The 14,525-nt window shown below is 56.3% G+C and carries 26 protein-coding genes; 4 read left to right on the top strand and 22 right to left on the bottom strand.

The features are described from left to right. Positions 1–158 precede the first annotated feature (158 nt). The 11 genes from rpmD to rpmC form a co-directional block, all read right to left on the bottom strand. On the bottom strand, positions 159–347 hold the full coding sequence (gene rpmD, locus ACR0AG_RS22115) for a 50S ribosomal protein L30 (protein WP_008757946.1): 189 nt from the start codon (positions 345–347) through the stop codon (positions 159–161). 12 nt (positions 348–359) lie between these two features. Further along, entirely contained in the window at positions 360–929 is a 570-nt protein-coding gene (rpsE, locus tag ACR0AG_RS22120) for a 30S ribosomal protein S5 (RefSeq protein WP_170419378.1), read from the bottom strand. A 171-nt stretch (positions 930–1,100) separates the two neighbouring features. Next, entirely contained in the window at positions 1,101–1,460 is a 360-nt protein-coding gene (rplR, locus tag ACR0AG_RS22125) for a 50S ribosomal protein L18 (protein ID WP_010437103.1), read from the bottom strand. Positions 1,461–1,471: 11 nt separating this feature from the next. Further along, positions 1,472–2,005 (bottom strand): 50S ribosomal protein L6, encoded by a 534-nt coding sequence (rplF, locus tag ACR0AG_RS22130; RefSeq protein ID WP_170373361.1) that lies wholly within the window; start codon positions 2,003–2,005, stop codon positions 1,472–1,474. A 12-nt stretch (positions 2,006–2,017) separates the two neighbouring features. Next, positions 2,018–2,410 carry a 30S ribosomal protein S8 gene (gene rpsH, locus ACR0AG_RS22135; protein ID WP_010437099.1) on the bottom strand — a complete coding sequence of 131 codons (393 nt, stop codon included), beginning with the start codon at positions 2,408–2,410 and terminating at the stop codon, positions 2,018–2,020. A 13-nt stretch (positions 2,411–2,423) separates the two neighbouring features. Beyond that, entirely contained in the window at positions 2,424–2,729 is a 306-nt protein-coding gene (rpsN, locus tag ACR0AG_RS22140) for a 30S ribosomal protein S14 (RefSeq protein ID WP_068340744.1), read from the bottom strand. A 19-nt stretch (positions 2,730–2,748) separates the two neighbouring features. Next, positions 2,749–3,309, bottom strand: coding sequence for a 50S ribosomal protein L5 (rplE, locus tag ACR0AG_RS22145; RefSeq protein ID WP_480512877.1), 561 nt, complete (start codon positions 3,307–3,309; stop codon positions 2,749–2,751). After that, on the bottom strand, positions 3,302–3,613 hold the full coding sequence (gene rplX, locus ACR0AG_RS22150; protein WP_171092002.1) for a 50S ribosomal protein L24: 312 nt from the start codon (positions 3,611–3,613) through the stop codon (positions 3,302–3,304). Before rplX ends, rplE begins: the two co-directional genes overlap by 8 nt. Before the next feature lie 2 nt (positions 3,614–3,615). Next, the gene (gene rplN, locus ACR0AG_RS22155) at positions 3,616–3,984 is read right to left on the bottom strand and encodes a 50S ribosomal protein L14 (protein WP_008757934.1); all 369 of its coding nucleotides are present in this window, start codon (positions 3,982–3,984) and stop codon (positions 3,616–3,618) included. Positions 3,985–4,059: 75 nt separating this feature from the next. Next, the gene (gene rpsQ, locus ACR0AG_RS22160; protein ID WP_068340771.1) at positions 4,060–4,290 is read right to left on the bottom strand and encodes a 30S ribosomal protein S17; all 231 of its coding nucleotides are present in this window, start codon (positions 4,288–4,290) and stop codon (positions 4,060–4,062) included. A 4-nt stretch (positions 4,291–4,294) separates the two neighbouring features. Next, the gene (gene rpmC / locus ACR0AG_RS22165) at positions 4,295–4,501 is read right to left on the bottom strand and encodes a 50S ribosomal protein L29 (protein ID WP_010437082.1); all 207 of its coding nucleotides are present in this window, start codon (positions 4,499–4,501) and stop codon (positions 4,295–4,297) included. A gap of 300 nt (positions 4,502–4,801) precedes the next feature. Between rpmC and ACR0AG_RS22170 the strand changes: the two genes are divergently transcribed. Next, entirely contained in the window at positions 4,802–5,071 is a 270-nt protein-coding gene (locus ACR0AG_RS22170) for a hypothetical protein (protein ID WP_480842829.1), read from the top strand. Between the two features lie 48 nt (positions 5,072–5,119). On the opposite strand, the gene ACR0AG_RS22175 is transcribed toward ACR0AG_RS22170, so the two are convergent. Beyond that, a complete protein-coding gene (locus tag ACR0AG_RS22175; protein WP_480842831.1) occupies positions 5,120–5,740 on the bottom strand; it encodes a 2OG-Fe(II) oxygenase family protein in 621 nt (206 codons plus the stop codon). A gap of 7 nt (positions 5,741–5,747) precedes the next feature. Here ACR0AG_RS22175 and ACR0AG_RS22180 point away from each other — a divergent pair, with 7 nt between their 5' ends. Then, positions 5,748–6,554 (top strand): hypothetical protein, encoded by an 807-nt coding sequence (locus ACR0AG_RS22180; protein ID WP_480842833.1) that lies wholly within the window; start codon positions 5,748–5,750, stop codon positions 6,552–6,554. 62 nt (positions 6,555–6,616) lie between these two features. On the opposite strand, the gene rplP is transcribed toward ACR0AG_RS22180, so the two are convergent. The 5 genes from rplP to rplB are packed head-to-tail and all read right to left on the bottom strand — an operon-like array spanning position 6,617 to position 9,261. Continuing rightward, a complete protein-coding gene (gene rplP / locus ACR0AG_RS22185) occupies positions 6,617–7,030 on the bottom strand; it encodes a 50S ribosomal protein L16 (RefSeq protein WP_010437070.1) in 414 nt (137 codons plus the stop codon). A 12-nt stretch (positions 7,031–7,042) separates the two neighbouring features. Continuing rightward, on the bottom strand, positions 7,043–7,753 hold the full coding sequence (gene rpsC / locus ACR0AG_RS22190) for a 30S ribosomal protein S3 (protein WP_008758042.1): 711 nt from the start codon (positions 7,751–7,753) through the stop codon (positions 7,043–7,045). After that, positions 7,753–8,133: a 50S ribosomal protein L22 gene (gene rplV, locus ACR0AG_RS22195; protein WP_008756532.1), complete on the bottom strand. Its 381-nt coding sequence runs from the start codon at positions 8,131–8,133 to the stop codon at positions 7,753–7,755. Before rplV ends, rpsC begins: the two co-directional genes overlap by 1 nt. Before the next feature lie 3 nt (positions 8,134–8,136). Then, positions 8,137–8,415 (bottom strand): 30S ribosomal protein S19, encoded by a 279-nt coding sequence (rpsS, locus tag ACR0AG_RS22200; protein ID WP_005980699.1) that lies wholly within the window; start codon positions 8,413–8,415, stop codon positions 8,137–8,139. A gap of 3 nt (positions 8,416–8,418) precedes the next feature. Continuing rightward, positions 8,419–9,261 (bottom strand): 50S ribosomal protein L2, encoded by an 843-nt coding sequence (gene rplB, locus ACR0AG_RS22205; RefSeq protein ID WP_480842835.1) that lies wholly within the window; start codon positions 9,259–9,261, stop codon positions 8,419–8,421. A gap of 464 nt (positions 9,262–9,725) precedes the next feature. On the opposite strand from rplB, the gene ACR0AG_RS22210 reads away from it, so the two are divergent. Continuing rightward, complete coding sequence (locus ACR0AG_RS22210; protein WP_480842837.1) at positions 9,726–10,394, top strand: hypothetical protein; 669 nt, start codon at positions 9,726–9,728, stop codon at positions 10,392–10,394. A 253-nt stretch (positions 10,395–10,647) separates the two neighbouring features. Here ACR0AG_RS22210 and ACR0AG_RS22215 read toward each other — a convergent pair whose 3' ends face one another. Genes ACR0AG_RS22215 through rpsJ form a run of 5 tightly spaced genes read right to left on the bottom strand, consistent with a single transcriptional unit; the run spans position 10,648 to position 13,239 of the window. Further along, entirely contained in the window at positions 10,648–11,280 is a 633-nt protein-coding gene (locus ACR0AG_RS22215; RefSeq protein ID WP_480842839.1) for a hypothetical protein, read from the bottom strand. Next, positions 11,277–11,573 (bottom strand): 50S ribosomal protein L23, encoded by a 297-nt coding sequence (locus ACR0AG_RS22220; RefSeq protein ID WP_010437040.1) that lies wholly within the window; start codon positions 11,571–11,573, stop codon positions 11,277–11,279. The genes ACR0AG_RS22215 and ACR0AG_RS22220 overlap by 4 nt, the downstream gene beginning before the upstream one ends. Next, positions 11,570–12,187 (bottom strand): 50S ribosomal protein L4, encoded by a 618-nt coding sequence (gene rplD, locus ACR0AG_RS22225; protein WP_010437039.1) that lies wholly within the window; start codon positions 12,185–12,187, stop codon positions 11,570–11,572. The genes ACR0AG_RS22220 and rplD overlap by 4 nt, the downstream gene beginning before the upstream one ends. Continuing rightward, positions 12,184–12,909, bottom strand: coding sequence for a 50S ribosomal protein L3 (gene rplC / locus ACR0AG_RS22230; protein ID WP_008758167.1), 726 nt, complete (start codon positions 12,907–12,909; stop codon positions 12,184–12,186). Before rplC ends, rplD begins: the two co-directional genes overlap by 4 nt. A 15-nt stretch (positions 12,910–12,924) precedes the next feature. After that, positions 12,925–13,239, bottom strand: coding sequence for a 30S ribosomal protein S10 (gene rpsJ, locus ACR0AG_RS22235; protein ID WP_008756422.1), 315 nt, complete (start codon positions 13,237–13,239; stop codon positions 12,925–12,927). Positions 13,240–13,535: 296 nt separating this feature from the next. On the opposite strand from rpsJ, the gene ACR0AG_RS22240 reads away from it, so the two are divergent. Continuing rightward, a complete protein-coding gene (locus ACR0AG_RS22240) occupies positions 13,536–14,330 on the top strand; it encodes a hypothetical protein (RefSeq protein WP_480842841.1) in 795 nt (264 codons plus the stop codon). Positions 14,331–14,525 lie beyond the last annotated feature (195 nt).

Genomic DNA, 14,525 nt, shown 5'->3' on the forward strand with positions numbered 1-14,525 from the left:
ACAAGCTTCGCAGCGACGATTGTTACGTTGATTTCGGCAAGGCAAACGGACTTTCAGAGTGATTTCTGATTGGTAACTTTGGGCTCAAAGCAGACAAATACAAATGCAAACGCCCCCGACGAAGTCGAGGGCGTTTTTCATTCCGTCAAAGAACGCGCTTAGCCGCGTTCTTCGATGATCTCAACCAGATGCGGGATCTTGTTGACCATGCCGCGGACCGAAGGGGTGTCTTCCAGTTCGCGGGTCTTGTGCATCTTGTTCAGGCCCAGGCCGATCAGGGTTGCGCGCTGTTCGGCGGGGCGGCGGATCGGAGAACCGATCTGCTTGACGACGATGGTTTTTGCCATGGGTCGCTCTCCTTATGCTTCTGCTTCAGCAGCAGCGGGTGCTTCGTCCCGCTTGGGCAGGATGTCGGCAACCTTCTTGCCACGACGCTGTGCAACCGAACGCGGGCTCTGCTCTTTCTGCAGGCCGTTGATGGTGGCGCGGATCATGTTGTACGGGTTCTGCGAGCCCAGCGACTTGGACACAACGTCCTTGACGCCCAGCATCTCGAACACGGCACGCATCGGACCACCGGCGATGATACCGGTACCTTCAGGCGCGGTGCGCATAACGACTTTACCGGCGCCGTGACGGCCTTCGATGTCATGGTGCAGGGTCCGACCTTCGCGCAGCTGCACGCGGATCATCTGACGTTTGGCTTGTTCGGTTGCCTTACGGATGGCCTCGGGTACTTCTTTCGCTTTACCCTTGCCAAAGCCGACGCGGCCTTTCTGATCGCCGACAACCACCAGAGCGGCGAAGCCAAAGCGCTTACCACCCTTTACGGTTTTCGACACGCGGTTGATTGCGACCAGACGATCTGCAAATTCCGGTGCTTCCTCACGGTCGCGGCCACGGCCCCGACGGTTTTCACGTTCTGCCATTTGGCATCCCTTTTCTCATGTGGCGCTTGTGACGCCGTTTTCTCAATCGAAGTGGGCCGGAAAGCCCCCCGATCATCGAGGCAAGTGACCTTGCCTTCAAGTGCCGGTGCCGGGCTGAAGCCCGGCCTACGGCGTCGTCTTTGGTAGGCCGGGCTTCAGCCCGGCACACCATCAGATCTTCAGACCACCTTCACGCGCGGCGTCGGCGACTGCCTTCACCTTGCCGTGGAACAGGAAGCCGCCACGATCGAAATAGGCCTCTTCGACGCCTGCCTTCTTGGCACGCTCGGCGATGGCCGCGCCCACTTTGGTGGCCGCTTCGACGTTGTTCTTGCCAACAACACCCAGATCCTTTTCCAGGGTCGAGGCCGAGGCCAGGGTCACGCCACGCACGTCGTCGATCAGCTGAACAGAGATGTTCTTGTTCGAACGGTGTACGGACAGACGCGGACGACCCGCGTTGACCTTGCGAAGTTTGTTCCGAACGCGCAGGCGGCGCTTCAGAAACAGGGTTCTTTTGCTGTTTGCCATTGTTTGCGTCCTTACTTCTTCTTGCCTTCCTTGCGGAAGATGAACTCGCCCTTATAGCGGATGCCCTTGCCTTTGTACGGCTCGGGACGGCGCCATTCGCGGATTTTGGCCGCGACTTCGCCCACCTGCTGCTGGTCGATACCTTCCACAACGATCTCGGTCTGCTTCGGCGCGGTGATGGTGACACCTTCCGGAGCAGTGAAATCAACATCGTGGCTGTAGCCCAGGTTCAGCTTCAGGGTGTTGCCCTGCATCTGAGCCCGGTAACCAACACCCTGGATCTCCAGCTCTTTTTTGAAGCCTTCGGTCACACCGGTTACCAGGTTGGCAACCATGGTGCGGCTCATGCCCCACTGCTGGCGGGCACGCTTGGACATGCCACGCGGGTCGATCTTGACCACGTTGTCTTCAACCGACAGCGTCACGTCGTCGGTGGCGGTGAAGCTGCGGGTGCCTTTCGGACCTTTCACTTCGATGGTCTGACCCGACACAGAGGCGGTAACGCCGCTGGGCAGCTCGACCGGTTTTTTACCAATACGAGACATTGCAGACCCTCCTTAGAAGACGGTGCAGAGCACTTCGCCGCCAACATTGTTGGAGCGAGCGTTTGCGTCCGACATCACACCTTTCGGAGTGCTGACAATCGACACGCCCAGACCCTGACGGACCTGCGGGATGTCATTGACGCCCATGTAGACGCGACGACCGGGTTTCGAAACCCGCTTCAGTTCGCGAATGACAGGGGTGCCTTCGTAGTATTTCAGGCTGATTTCGATGGCCGGATGACCGTTTTCACCGGTCGTCGCCTCATAGCCACGGATGTAACCTTCGTCCGCCAGCACGTCCAGAACCCAACCGCGCAATTTGGATGCGGGGGTGGAAACGGTGGACTTGCCGCGCATTTGCGCGTTGCGGATACGGGTGAGCATATCGCCGATAGGATCATTCATATCTATGTCTCCCTTACCAGCTCGATTTCACCATGCCGGGGATCTGACCAGCAGAACCCAGCTCGCGCAGCGCGATACGGCTGACCTTCAGCTTACGGTAGTAAGCGTGGGGACGACCGGTCAGCTGACAACGGTTGTGCAGACGGGTAGCCGAGCTGTTGCGCGGCAGTTTCGCCAGTTTCAGACGCGCTTTGAAGCGCTCTTCCATCGGGCGGCTCTCGTCATTTGCGATTTCTTTCAGCTCGGCACGCTTTGCGGCATATTTGGCCACCAGGCGTTCGCGCTTCTTCTCGCGTTCGATCATTGCTTTTTTAGCCATGTCTCAATCCTCCCGGCGCTTAGGCGTTGAAGGGCATGTTGAACGCTTTCAACAGTGCCTTGCCTTCAGCGTCGGTTTTCGCTGTGGTGGTGATTACGATATCCAGACCCCAGACCTCGTCGACTTTGTCGAAATCGATTTCCGGGAACACGATGTGCTCTTTCATGCCCATGGCAAAGTTGCCACGACCATCGAAAGACGGCTTCACACCGCGGAAGTCACGAATACGCGGCATCGCGATGGTGATCAGACGATCCAGGAATTCGTACATCCGGTCACCGCGCAGGGTTACCTTTGCACCCAGCGGCATGTCTTCACGGACGCGGAAACCCGCGATCGACTTCTTCGCCTTGGTTGCAACGGCCTGCTGGCCGGCAATCGCAGTCAGATCCTCGACAGCGGCTTTCGCTTTCTTCGAGTCTTTGACAGCCTCAGCACCGCACCCGATGTTCAGAACGATTTTTTCCAGCTTGGGCAGCTGCATGTCGTTCTTGTAGCCGAACTCTTCTTTCAGAGCGGCCCGGATGGTTTCAGCGTACTGAGCTTTCAGACGCGGGGTGTAGGTTGCAGTATCAAGCATCGATCACGTCCCCCGTGGTCTTGGCGAAGCGGACCTTTTTGTCACCTTCCATGCGGAAGCCGACGCGGGTTGCTTTGCCGTTCTTGTCCAGCAGTGCCAGGTTCGACAGCTCGATCGGGTTTGCCTGAGGCAGGCGACCACCTTGCGAGGTCTGCGACTGACGGGTGTGGCGGATGGCGATGTTGATGCCGTCGACAACAGCTTTACCGGCTTTGGGATCAACCGAGGAAATGGTTCCCTCTTTGCCCTTGTCCTTGCCGGCCAGCACGACGACCTTGTCGCCTTTGCGGAGTTTAGCAGCCATGATTACAGCACCTCCGGAGCCAGCGAGATGATTTTCATGAAGTTCTTGCCGCGCAGTTCGCGAACAACGGGGCCAAAGATACGGGTACCGACGGGCTCGTTGTTGTTGTTCAGGATGACGGCGGCGTTGCGATCGAAACGGATCGCGGTGCCGTCTTCGCGACGGACTTCCTTGGCGGTGCGTACGACGACGGCCTTGCGGACGTCACCTTTCTTTACGCGGCCGCGCGGGATGGCTTCCTTCACCGAGACGACAATGATGTCGCCGACGGAGGCGTATTTACGCTTGGAACCACCCAGGACCTTGATGCACTGAACTCGGCGTGCGCCGGAGTTGTCAGCGACATCCAGATTGGTCTGCATCTGGATCATGTGGTTTCTCCCGACCTGTGGGGGCTGGTCTCGTTAATTCCCCCAGGGTTTCGACAAATGAAAAGTCCCGGGGGCTTACGCCTCCAGAACCTCCCAACGTTTCGTCTTCGATTTCGGCGCGCATTCGATGATGCGGACTGTGTCGCCGACCTTGAAGGCGTTCTTTTCATCGTGAGCCCGGTATTTCTTGGACTTACGGATGGTTTTCTTCAGAACCGGATGCGTAAAGCGGCGCTCGACGGATACGGTTACGGTCTGTTCGTTGGCGTCGCTGGTCACGGTGCCTTGCAGGATACGCTTGGGCATCTGATTACTCCTCGGATGCCGCGGCAGCGGCCTTTTCGTTCAGAATGGTTTTGACGCGGGCAGCGTTGCGGCGAGCCGCTTTGATGCCAGCAGTGTTTTCCAGCTGACCGGTGGCCTGTTGAAAGCGCAGGTTAAAGCTTTCTTTCTTCAGGTTGGCCAGTTCCTCGCGGAGCTGGTCCGGGGTCTTGTCACGCAGTTCTTGGGCGTTCATCGCCTTTTTCCTTTGCTCAAAACACCAGAAGGCCCCCTTACAGGGTCACCTTGGACCTGGTGGATGAATGATAGACATACGAATCGCCCGACAACGCCGGGAGACCGCAAGATGCCGCCGTATAAGGGTTTGGGGGGTGGGTGGCAAGAGGAAGTTTATAGCTACAAATTCGGATGCGCGACCGTGACCTGACGCACAGATCAAAACCCAAGTATCCCCGACCTTGAGTTGAACTCTGGCGACCCGACTCAATTAAGCTTAAACGGATAATCCGTGCATAAATTTTAGGAATATCTGACTATGGGTACTTCAACGGTTCTCGAGCTTCTTGGTTTACCATCAACACTCGAAATTCTGGTCGCCATCAACATTCTCAGCGTCGTCTATCTGCTTTGGTACGCGTGGTATCTGTTCATTGCGAACAAAGGTGATCCTGGCGCATTGGGGCTCACGCTCGCCGTGATGGCATTCTTCGATCTGATGGGCGCCGGGGCTGATCTCTACGAGGACTGGCAAGACGATCAACGCCGAAATTCAGCGGCTCAGCAGAACGATGCTCAGACACAATAGACCTAAGTTCTGAGAGCGGCTTGAGGGCCAAATGGGGACAGTTCGCCCTCACTCCCACTTATAGTTGAAGCTCACCGAAATCCGCTCGTCCTCGGCCATGTTCATCGGCACCTCGTGGCGTAGCCAGCTTTCCCACAGCAGGACGTCGCCCACCTGCGGCTTCATATAGATGAACGGCTGCAAGTCCCGCCGCCCACCTTTCAATCGAGTCGGCGCGGCCATCATGCGGCCCGAGCGTGGGTCTTCAAGTTTCAGCGCGCTCGCGCCTTCGGGCATTGCCACATAGGTCGTGCCCGAAATGACGCTGTGGGGGTGCAGGTGGCTGGAGTGCATTCCGCCTTCGGGCAGGATGTTGATCCACAGGTCTTCCAGCTTCAGTTCGCCCTCACCCAGATCAAACTCCAGATCCTTGGCGAATGCCGCGACGTGCTGGTCCAGCGCAGCGACCAAATCGGCAAAGATCGGGAACCGCCAGGGCAGATCGGTCAGCGAGGCATAGCTGGTATAGCCGGGATAGCCGTTTTCCTCGCACCATTCCTGCCCGGCCTCGTCATCTTCGGCGATGACAAGGCACGAGCTTTCCAGTTCTTCCGCATCGATCTTTGGATCGAACTCGGACAAAGCAGCGCGATAGAGACGGGTAACGAAGAGTGATTCAATCTTTGGCATAAGAAGCTTGTTATCCCAGTCCGAGCTGGGAACCAATGCAACAAAATCTAGTCAGCTTGCAGTAGGTAAACTTGCTTCCTACATTCCGCCAATTGATTTGAGGTTTATGTCTATGGAAAGCCCACCTTTTCAGTATCCGGACGAGGACGAAGTTCCATATAAGCAATGGTTTCGTGATAGCTTTGAATCCGTTTTTGTTGCACTGAATCCGTTCGTGAAACTTTCCGGTCACCCACCTTATAGAAACGGCGATTGGCTTCCAGATAGTGTTGTAAAGGCGGCAAAGCTGCATGGCTCGACTTGCGGTGTTTCCTGGATGGAAATTGCCAGGCTTTGCAATTTGCCTTCGGTGCGGCACGTGAATCGGGCGCTCGGGCTAACTGGGTCGAAGCGCCTTGCTGAGAAATTCTCCTGCCCTGAGGACACAAAAACGTTATTGCGTGTTTGTTCGTCCCACAGCATCTACCCACCCGATGAAGGCTGCCCTTCTCCTCTTTTGGAGCTTTCGATGGGTTCCTTTGTCCAAGATCTGGGACATGAAACACTCGTCAGTGCTGGGCTTTTCGGCTCTCCGCAATCAACGCTGAGTGCAAACGACTTAATCAACAACGAAAAAGAATGTGAATGGGCAGAGCTTTGGACTCTGGATCGCTCGCTCTATTGCACGATTTACACCGACTACCACCATTTCCTAATTTGCCAAACTCAGAAGAGCCTACAGATGGCACAGCCTGACAACTATTTCGAAGGTTTTTTCGCTGATCCAAAGACAAATGATTTGTGGGGTGTTGGAAACCTAACCGAGCACCTTTAGCGCAATGAAAAACCCCCGCCGATCATTCGGCGAGGGTCTTACTTTTTGTTTAGTCGACCGGCTTACCAGTCTTCGCGGATCACAACGCGGGTCTTGATCGGCAGCTTCATCGCGGCCAGGCGCAGGGCCTCGCGGGCGATGTCGTCATTGACGCCGTCGATCTCGAACATCACGCGGCCAGGCTTGACTTTGCAGGCCCAGCGGTCGACCGAACCTTTACCTTTACCCATACGAACTTCGATCGGCTTGGCCGTGACCGGAGTGTCGGGGAAGATGCGGATCCAGACGCGACCCTGACGCTTCATGTGACGCGTCATGGCACGACGTGCAGCTTCGATCTGGCGTGCGGTTACACGCTCAGGCTCAAGAGCTTTCAGGCCGTAGGTGCCAAAGTTCAGATCAGAGCCGCCCTTGGCGAGACCCTTGATCCGGCCTTTGTGCATCTTGCGGAATTTAGTACGCTTTGGTTGAAGCATATCTTTCCCTCCTTAGCGACGACCGCCACCAGCACCACGAGGTGCAGGGCCGTCCTGGAGTTCCTGTGCTTTACGGTCACGTGCCTGCGGATCGTGCTCCATGATCTCACCTTTGAAGATCCAGACCTTGATCCCGATGATCCCATAAGGAGTCATCGCTTCGGCATGTGCGTAATCGATGTCGGCACGCAGAGTGTGCAGAGGCACGCGGCCTTCGCGGTACCACTCGGTCCGTGCGATTTCGGCGCCGCCCAGACGACCAGCGACGTTCACCCGGATGCCCAGGGCGCCCATGCGCATGGCGTTCTGAACCGAGCGCTTCATTGCGCGACGGAACGAAACACGACGTTCCAGCTGCTGAGCGATGGACTCGGCAACTAGCTGCGCGTCAAGCTCGGGCTTGCGCACTTCGACGATGTTCAGGTGCAGTTCGCTGTCGGTCATACGCGCAAGCTTTTTGCGCAGAACTTCGATGTCTGCACCTTTCTTGCCGATGATGACACCGGGACGAGCCGTGTGGATCGTAACGCGGCACTTCTTGTGCGGACGTTCGATGATCACACGGGCAACACCGGCCTGCTTGCACTCTTTGTTGATGAACTCCCGGATCTTGAGGTCTTCCAGCAGAAGATCACCGTAGTCCTTGGTGTCGGCGTACCAGCGGCTGTCCCAGGTGCGGTTGACCTGCAGGCGCATACCGATCGGATTGACTTTATGACCCATTAGGCTTGCTCCTCAACTTGACGCACCTTGATGGTGATCTCCGAGAACGGCTTCAGGATTTTCCCGAAACGGCCACGGGCCCGCGGACGGCCGCGCTTCATGACCAGGTTCTTGCCAACCCAGGCTTCGGCGACGATCAGCTCGTCAACGTCCAGGTTGTGGTTGTTCTCGGCGTTGGCGATTGCGGACTGCAGGCACTTTTTGACGTCCTGCGCGACACGCTTGTTCGAGAAAGTCAGGTCGGTCAGGGCCTTCTCGACTTTCTTGCCGCGGATCATTTGCGCAACCAGGTTCAGTTTCTGCGGGCTGGTGCGAAGCATGCGGGTTTTCGCCATTGCTTCGTTTTCAGCCACGCGGCGGGGGTTCTTTTCCTTGCCCATGACTTACTTCCGCTTCGCTTTTTTGTCTGCGGCGTGGCCATAATAGGTACGGGTCGGCGAGTATTCACCGAACTTCTGACCGATCATGTCTTCCGAGACGTTGACGGGGATATGCTTCTGGCCGTTGTACACACCAAAGGTCAGACCCACGAACTGGGGCAGAATGGTGGAACGACGCGACCAGATTTTGATGACTTCGTTGCGGCCCGACTCGCGCGCTGCTTCGGCTTTTTTCAGCACGTAAGCATCGACGAAAGGACCCTTCCAAACAGAGCGAGACATGGATTAACGTCCCTTCTTCTTGGCGTGCCGCGAGCGGATGATCAGCTTCTGGGACGCTTTGTTCTTGTTGCGGGTACGCTTACCCTTGGTGTCCTTACCCCACGGTGTAACCGGCGTACGGCCACCCGAGGTACGACCTTCACCACCACCGTGCGGGTGATCGATCGGGTTCATTGCAACACCACGAACCGACGGACGAACGCCCTTGTGGCGCATACGACCGGCTTTACCGAGGTTCTGGTTCGAGTTGTCGGGGTTGGACACGGCACCGACGGTGGCCATGCATTCCTGACGGACCATGCGCAGCTCGCCCGAGCTCAGACGGATCTGAGCATAGCCGCCATCGCGACCAACGAATTGCGCGTAAGTACCGGCCGCACGTGCGATCTGACCGCCTTTGCCAGGTTTCATCTCGATGTTGTGGACGATGGTACCGATGGGCATACCCGAGAACGGCATTGCGTTGCCCGGCTTGATGTCAGCCTTGGCGGATGCCACGACTTTGTCACCAACAGCCAGACGCTGCGGAGCCAGGATATATGCCTGCTCGCCGTCTGCGTATTTTACCAGTGCGATGAACGCGGTCCGGTTCGGGTCATATTCGATCCGCTCGACGGTTGCCGCGACATCAAATTTGTTCCGTTTGAAGTCAACGATCCGGTAGAGACGCTTTGCGCCACCGCCGCGGCGGCGTGAAGTGATCCGTCCGGTGTTGTTCCGGCCGCCCGATTTGGTCAAACCCTCAGTGAGAGACTTGACCGGACGTCCTTTCCAAAGCTCCGAACGGTCGATCAGCACCAGCCCGCGCTGGCCCGGCGTCGTCGGCTTGTACGACTTGAGTGCCATGCTTTCTGTCTTCCGTTTAGCAAGTGCAGGGGATTTCCCCGCTATGTGATAGGCCCCCGTAGGTGCCAAGGGTATAGGGCCCCGAAGGTCCCCGGTTACAAATATCAGAGGCCCCGGAACGAATCCGAGGCCGCAAGATTGGGAGCGTGTAACAGGGTTGGGGGTGGGTGTCTATAGGTGCAGTTATCTTTTCCCTTCTCCCGCATCTTCTCAATCCCAAAGCATCAAAGAGATAATCATTTAGCGCTAGTGATCGTAGGAAACGCACTTTACTCTTATTCGATGTAAGTTGATCATTCTATGATCTAATCGCTGTGTTTCATCACCGAGAGCTTAAACTATTGCTAAAGAAGATCGCATCTTTCGCTGCAGCCCAGAAATCAAATCAAAGGGCAAGGGAGGTAGCACGCAGGATCCGGAGTATTACCAAAGTCCCTGCTTTTAGGGAGTTCGCATACTCAAAAGTGGAAAGCTCCATCGACTCAAACCCGGAATATGTCGAGAAATTTCTAGAGACGTTTGAGCAACAGGTAAGGCGCGAAGAAACTGAAGTTCATGTTCCCCCAGAACTCGGCTGGTCAGTTCAAGAAGCGAGAAAGATCTTGAACCCTCAGCGGCGAGAGCACTTCGAGAAGTACAGTTTCTATTTCCACCAAGGAGACGCCCGATGGGGTCAGCCGCTGGGAGGTTTGAAGCAACCCGGTGAAAATTACTACTGGGGAGGTTTGAGCATAAAAGGGCACCCGAAATTCGTACACACAATTGAGCTCAAAACCAGGGTCTTAGATTTTTCGGGAGAGCTGGACGGAAAACAATGCCTAGAAACGCACTTAGGTTATTTCGCTAGGGAATTTGACAACATCCTATTGCGGACTGCGTCCTGCTCCCTGCCATTTGAAGGTCGATTGTTCCTACGTGACTTGGTCCAGAAACAGCTGGACATTAATCTCGATATCGGGGGCAGTTCATCGCGCCATCTTGTTCTTGACAGTGGGCACCAGGTACATCTCCAAGCAGAGGCAGGCTTCGACTGGACCGCGCGATACACAGGTGATCTAGCCGCTTTGATCCACCCACCCAATTGGCAGCCCGGTTGGGCATGGAAAATTCCAGCTGAAGCAAACTCGCTATAAACTAACTTCGAGTAATCTTGGCTCGTATCGCTAGGATGCCCCTCTCCTAGCACCACATCTTCTTTTCTGGCGTCTCGACCAAGCGCGGGACAAGGCCGAAGGCCGCCGCGCCAGCGACTGCCCGTCCCGGCGGGCTGGCGCTTTGGGGACGTTTGCGCCTCGCTATGAGTTCGGATGTATTTGGCACCATAAAGAGCACTGATCAGGCGTCGCAGCGCCATCCCACGGGCAGTCACTGGCGCGGCTTGTGCTCTTATCCGAGGGACCGCCTGCGGCACAGCGGCTCGGCCTCCACCGCGATCCGCTGCTTGAGTTTGATATGCCCCAGCACCTCACGAAAGGCGCGGTGTTTGGGTTTGCCTTCCAGATAATCCGCCAGTTTGAGCAGGTTGATCGGGTGTTTCCAAATCAACGCCTCGATCCGTTGCACCGCATCGTCCAACTCATAGTGATCCACGTAATAACAGGCCACCTGCGTAGGCGTCAGCAGGCAGTAATCTTGCGGGCGTTTCTCGGTATAGCGCGCGATGTCGAAGGGCGACGCGCCGAGGGCGTGGAACTTGGGGATGTGCACGCGCATATCGGCCTCGGCGTGCTCCAATACCGTTCCCGATATCTGGCGGAACCCCAGCGGACCAAGCTTGCCGACCACATGCTTACGCATCGCCGGAGAGATCATGTCCACATCCGCCCGGTCGTATTTCAGGTCATCGAACACCGATAACAACCCAAGCCGTTCATCAGCGATCTGGAAATAGGGCTCAGTGCTGAACACCCGCATCTGCTCCAGCACCTGCGTGCGCACAGCTTCAGGGTCCGAAACGAAATCGGCCCCGGCGGGTTGAACCGTCGGGGCCGTGAATAGTCGCAGTAAGCGTCGGATCAAAGACCGGTGCTCACGTCGATGGTGTTACCCTCTTCCAGGGTCACATATGCTTTTTTGACGTCTTTCCGACGGCCCAGCTGGCCGCGGAACCGCTTGACCTTGCCTTTGGTCACGGTGGTGTTCACCGCTTTGACCTTCACACCAAACAGCGCCTCAACGGCCTCTTTGATCTGCGGCTTGTTGCTGTCGATCGCCACTTCAAAGACAACCGCGCCGTTTTCGGACGCCATGGTCGACTTTTCGGTGATGACCGGCTTGCGGATCACGTCGTAGTGTTCTGCCTTCGCGCTCATTTCAGACGAGCCTCCAGTGCTTCGACAGCCGCTTTGGTGAGCACCAGGGTGTCACGCTTGAGGATGTCATAGACGTTTGCGCCCATCGACGGCAGGATATCCAGACCTTCGATGTTCTTGGACGCTTTCAGGAACCCTTCGTTCACGGTCGCGCCGTCGATGACCAGAGCGCGTTTCCAGCCCAGGTTTGCAACCTGTTTGGCCAGAGCAGCGGTCTTGCCTTCGGCTTCGGCGTTCTCGATCACAACCAGTTCACCTGCCTTGGCTTTTGCCGACAGAGCGTGGCGCAGGCCAAGCTTGCGGAACTTCTTGGGCAGGTCGTGACCATGCGAACGAACCACGGGGCCTTTGTAGATACCACCACCACGGAAGATCGGCGCGTTACGGTCACCATGGCGTGCGCCACCGGTGCCCTTCTGGCGATAGATCTTTTTGGTCGAGTAGCTGGTTTCCGAGCGAGTCTTCACCTTGTGGGTGCCGGCCTGCGCGTTGTTGCGCTGCCAACGGACCACACGGTGCAGGATGTCCGCGCGCGGCTCGAGGCCGAACAGGTCTGCATCCAGCTCGATGTTGCCGGCTTTGCCGCCGTCCAGTTTGATTACATCAAGTTTCATGCTTCACCACCTTCCGCGGGCGCTTCTTCCGCAGGTGCTTCGGTTGCAGCCGATTTCACAGCAGCCGGGAAAGGCAGGCCTTCCGGTGCTTTCTTCTTGACGGCGTCCTTGACGGTGACCCAGCCCGACTTCGGTCCGGGAACGGCGCCTTTGATGAAGACCAGGTTCCGGTCGGCGTCGGTTTTGACAACTTCCAGGTTCTGGGTGGTAACACGGGCAGCACCCATGTGACCGGCCATCTTCTTGCCTTTGAACACCTTGCCCGGGTCCTGACACTGACCGGTCGAACCGTGCGAACGGTGGCTGATCGAAACACCGTGCGAGGCGCGCAGACCACCAAAGTTCCAACGCTTCATCGCACCGGCAAAGCCTTTACCGATCGAGGTACCCGAAACGTCAACTTTCTGACCTTCCAGGAAGTGTTCCGCCGAAATCTCGGCGCCCACATCAATCAGGCCATCTTCGGAGACGCGGAACTCGGCCAGCTTACGCTTGGGCTCGACCTTGGCAGCGGCATAGTGACCGCGCATGGCTTTCGAGGTGCGTTTTGCCTTGGCAGCACCGGCACCCAGCTGAACGGCGGTGTAGCCGTCTTTGTCAGCGGTGCGCTGTGCAACAACCTGCAGGTTGTCCAGGTGCAGAACGGTCACAGGGATCTGCTTGCCGTCTTCCATGAACAGGCGGGTCATGCCAACTTTTTTTGCGATAATACCAGAGCGCATTCTCATACCCTCCGATTACGACTGCAGCTTGATCTCGACGTCCACACCAGCAGCGAGGTCGAGCTTCATCAGCGCGTCAACGGTCTGGGGGGTCGGATCAACGATGTCCAAGAGACGCTTGTGGGTGCGGATCTCGAACTGGTCGCGGGATTTCTTGTCAACGTGAGGGCCACGGAGAACCGTGAACTTCTCAATCTTGTTCGGCAGCGGGATAGGGCCGCGCACGTTCGCGCCGGTCCGCTTGGCAGTGTTGACGATCTCTTGCGTGCTGGCATCCAGAACGCGATAGTCAAATGCCTTCAGCCGAATACGGATATTTTGGCTTTGCATAGATACAGCCTTTTATCAGGCGTTGAGGTTGAGAGGAGGACAGACGCGCATCGCCAACCCTCATCGAACCCAAAAGGCGGGAATCACCCCGCCTTGACGTTCTTGTTGAGAACTCGCGCGTATTAGTGGGGTTGGCGGGGTTTGGCAAGGGGGAAATGGTTGCTGTATCGGCGAGGTCACAGCGCAACCGCATTCAAGATGGCTTCACACAAGCAGCTATCGACATTTGAAATCATTTCATTCAACAAATCTACTTTAAGTAGAAAAAAGCGGAATTGAGAACTCAACTAGTGTTATTGCGAAACGTTATTTTTGGCGCGGCAGGTATTTGCGCCGTCCTAGCCGGCCTCGCGATTCTTCGCGAAGGTTACAAAGGTGAAGGTCTTCTTTACTCGTTGATGGGCAAAACTGTTTCTGAAGATAGTCCCGGCCTGGGCATTACCCCCGAAGAAATGCGGGGGGTGATGCTCAATGGTGAGTTGGCCGCGTTTTGGCGCGTCGTGGATCAAAAAGCGCCACAAGACTTGACCGATGTTATTAACCGATTTTATGCCGACGAGGCGACCTTTCAAACGGGGCAGGATGTTCGAAATAGGCTGGACGAAGAAGTACTCGCTTACAGGTTAAGTATGGCAAAATACGCTCCGCTATTAACAGACGCACAACGGATCGAGTTTCTGAACGCGCGTATCGCTTTACTTCAAGCATTCGACGACCCACTCGCTTGCGGGGTCTTAGCTCGCCACGGTGGAAGACACCTCAGCTACGACCAGCTTGACGAAGTATCCAAGGAGTTAGACGAGTCCGCAGCATTGTCGATCGCCCAGCTTTTGGACGCCCGCACCTCTGGCAAAGAGATCAGAATGAGCACTCCGCCAGTATCCCATGCAGACATCGAACTTTGGGTACACGAAATGGGAGAGGCTGGAAGTACTGAGCACCAGATGCAGACACTGTTCCACGATAACTGGAAAGATCCAGAATTTTGTGATGCGATGATAAACTACTATGAGAGCATGGTGCAGCTAACCGGCACAGCTGGCGTTGCTATACGGGCCGATAGTGTCGAGAACCTGCTAAACAGCAAGTAAATCCGATCCGTGAAACGAGTTACGTCGAACTGACTCACCATAGCAAACAGCACTGAATACGAATTCCCGGTAGTTCATATTTGCAGTTGATCTCATCCAACAACAAAAGGCCGCCCCATTGTTGGGGCGGCCTTCTTTCGTTCGATGGAGTGGGCTCTCATTGCTCTTTCAGAGCAACTGCCGCAACCAGTCGGC

The sequence above is a fragment of the Ruegeria sp. H6 genome (assembly GCF_056532975.1).

Bases quoted from the DNA above. Each gene is read 5' to 3' on its own strand.
- rplE (WP_480512877.1), bottom strand. From the start codon at position 3,309: ATGCTTGATACTGCAACCTACACCCCGCGTCTGAAAGCTCAGTACGCT.
- rpmD (WP_008757946.1), bottom strand. From the start codon at position 347: ATGGCAAAAACCATCGTCGTCAAGCAGATCGGTTCTCCGATCCGCCGC.
- rplC (WP_008758167.1), bottom strand. From the start codon at position 12,909: ATGCGCTCTGGTATTATCGCAAAAAAAGTTGGCATGACCCGCCTGTTC.
- rpsH (WP_010437099.1), bottom strand. From the start codon at position 2,410: ATGAATGATCCTATCGGCGATATGCTCACCCGTATCCGCAACGCGCAA.
- ACR0AG_RS22220 (WP_010437040.1), bottom strand. From the start codon at position 11,573: ATGAGCGCGAAGGCAGAACACTACGACGTGATCCGCAAGCCGGTCATC.
- rplB (WP_480842835.1), bottom strand. From the start codon at position 9,261: ATGGCACTCAAGTCGTACAAGCCGACGACGCCGGGCCAGCGCGGGCTG.
- rplR (WP_010437103.1), bottom strand. From the start codon at position 1,460: ATGGCAAACAGCAAAAGAACCCTGTTTCTGAAGCGCCGCCTGCGCGTT.
- rpsE (WP_170419378.1), bottom strand. From the start codon at position 929: ATGGCAGAACGTGAAAACCGTCGGGGCCGTGGCCGCGACCGTGAGGAA.
- rplN (WP_008757934.1), bottom strand. From the start codon at position 3,984: ATGATCCAGATGCAGACCAATCTGGATGTCGCTGACAACTCCGGCGCA.
- ACR0AG_RS22170 (WP_480842829.1), top strand. From the start codon at position 4,802: ATGGGTACTTCAACGGTTCTCGAGCTTCTTGGTTTACCATCAACACTC.
- rpsJ (WP_008756422.1), bottom strand. From the start codon at position 13,239: ATGCAAAGCCAAAATATCCGTATTCGGCTGAAGGCATTTGACTATCGC.
- rplX (WP_171092002.1), bottom strand. From the start codon at position 3,613: ATGGCTGCTAAACTCCGCAAAGGCGACAAGGTCGTCGTGCTGGCCGGC.
- rpsN (WP_068340744.1), bottom strand. From the start codon at position 2,729: ATGGCTAAAAAAGCAATGATCGAACGCGAGAAGAAGCGCGAACGCCTG.
- rpmC (WP_010437082.1), bottom strand. From the start codon at position 4,501: ATGAACGCCCAAGAACTGCGTGACAAGACCCCGGACCAGCTCCGCGAG.
- rpsS (WP_005980699.1), bottom strand. From the start codon at position 8,415: ATGTCTCGCTCTGTTTGGAAGGGTCCTTTCGTCGATGCTTACGTGCTG.
- rplD (WP_010437039.1), bottom strand. From the start codon at position 12,187: ATGAAACTTGATGTAATCAAACTGGACGGCGGCAAAGCCGGCAACATC.
- rpsQ (WP_068340771.1), bottom strand. From the start codon at position 4,290: ATGCCCAAGCGTATCCTGCAAGGCACCGTGACCAGCGACGCCAACGAA.
- rplV (WP_008756532.1), bottom strand. From the start codon at position 8,133: ATGGGCAAGGAAAAGAACCCCCGCCGCGTGGCTGAAAACGAAGCAATG.
- rplF (WP_170373361.1), bottom strand. From the start codon at position 2,005: ATGTCTCGTATTGGTAAAAAACCGGTCGAGCTGCCCAGCGGCGTTACC.
- rplP (WP_010437070.1), bottom strand. From the start codon at position 7,030: ATGCTTCAACCAAAGCGTACTAAATTCCGCAAGATGCACAAAGGCCGG.
- ACR0AG_RS22175 (WP_480842831.1), bottom strand. From the start codon at position 5,740: ATGCCAAAGATTGAATCACTCTTCGTTACCCGTCTCTATCGCGCTGCT.
- rpsC (WP_008758042.1), bottom strand. From the start codon at position 7,753: ATGGGTCATAAAGTCAATCCGATCGGTATGCGCCTGCAGGTCAACCGC.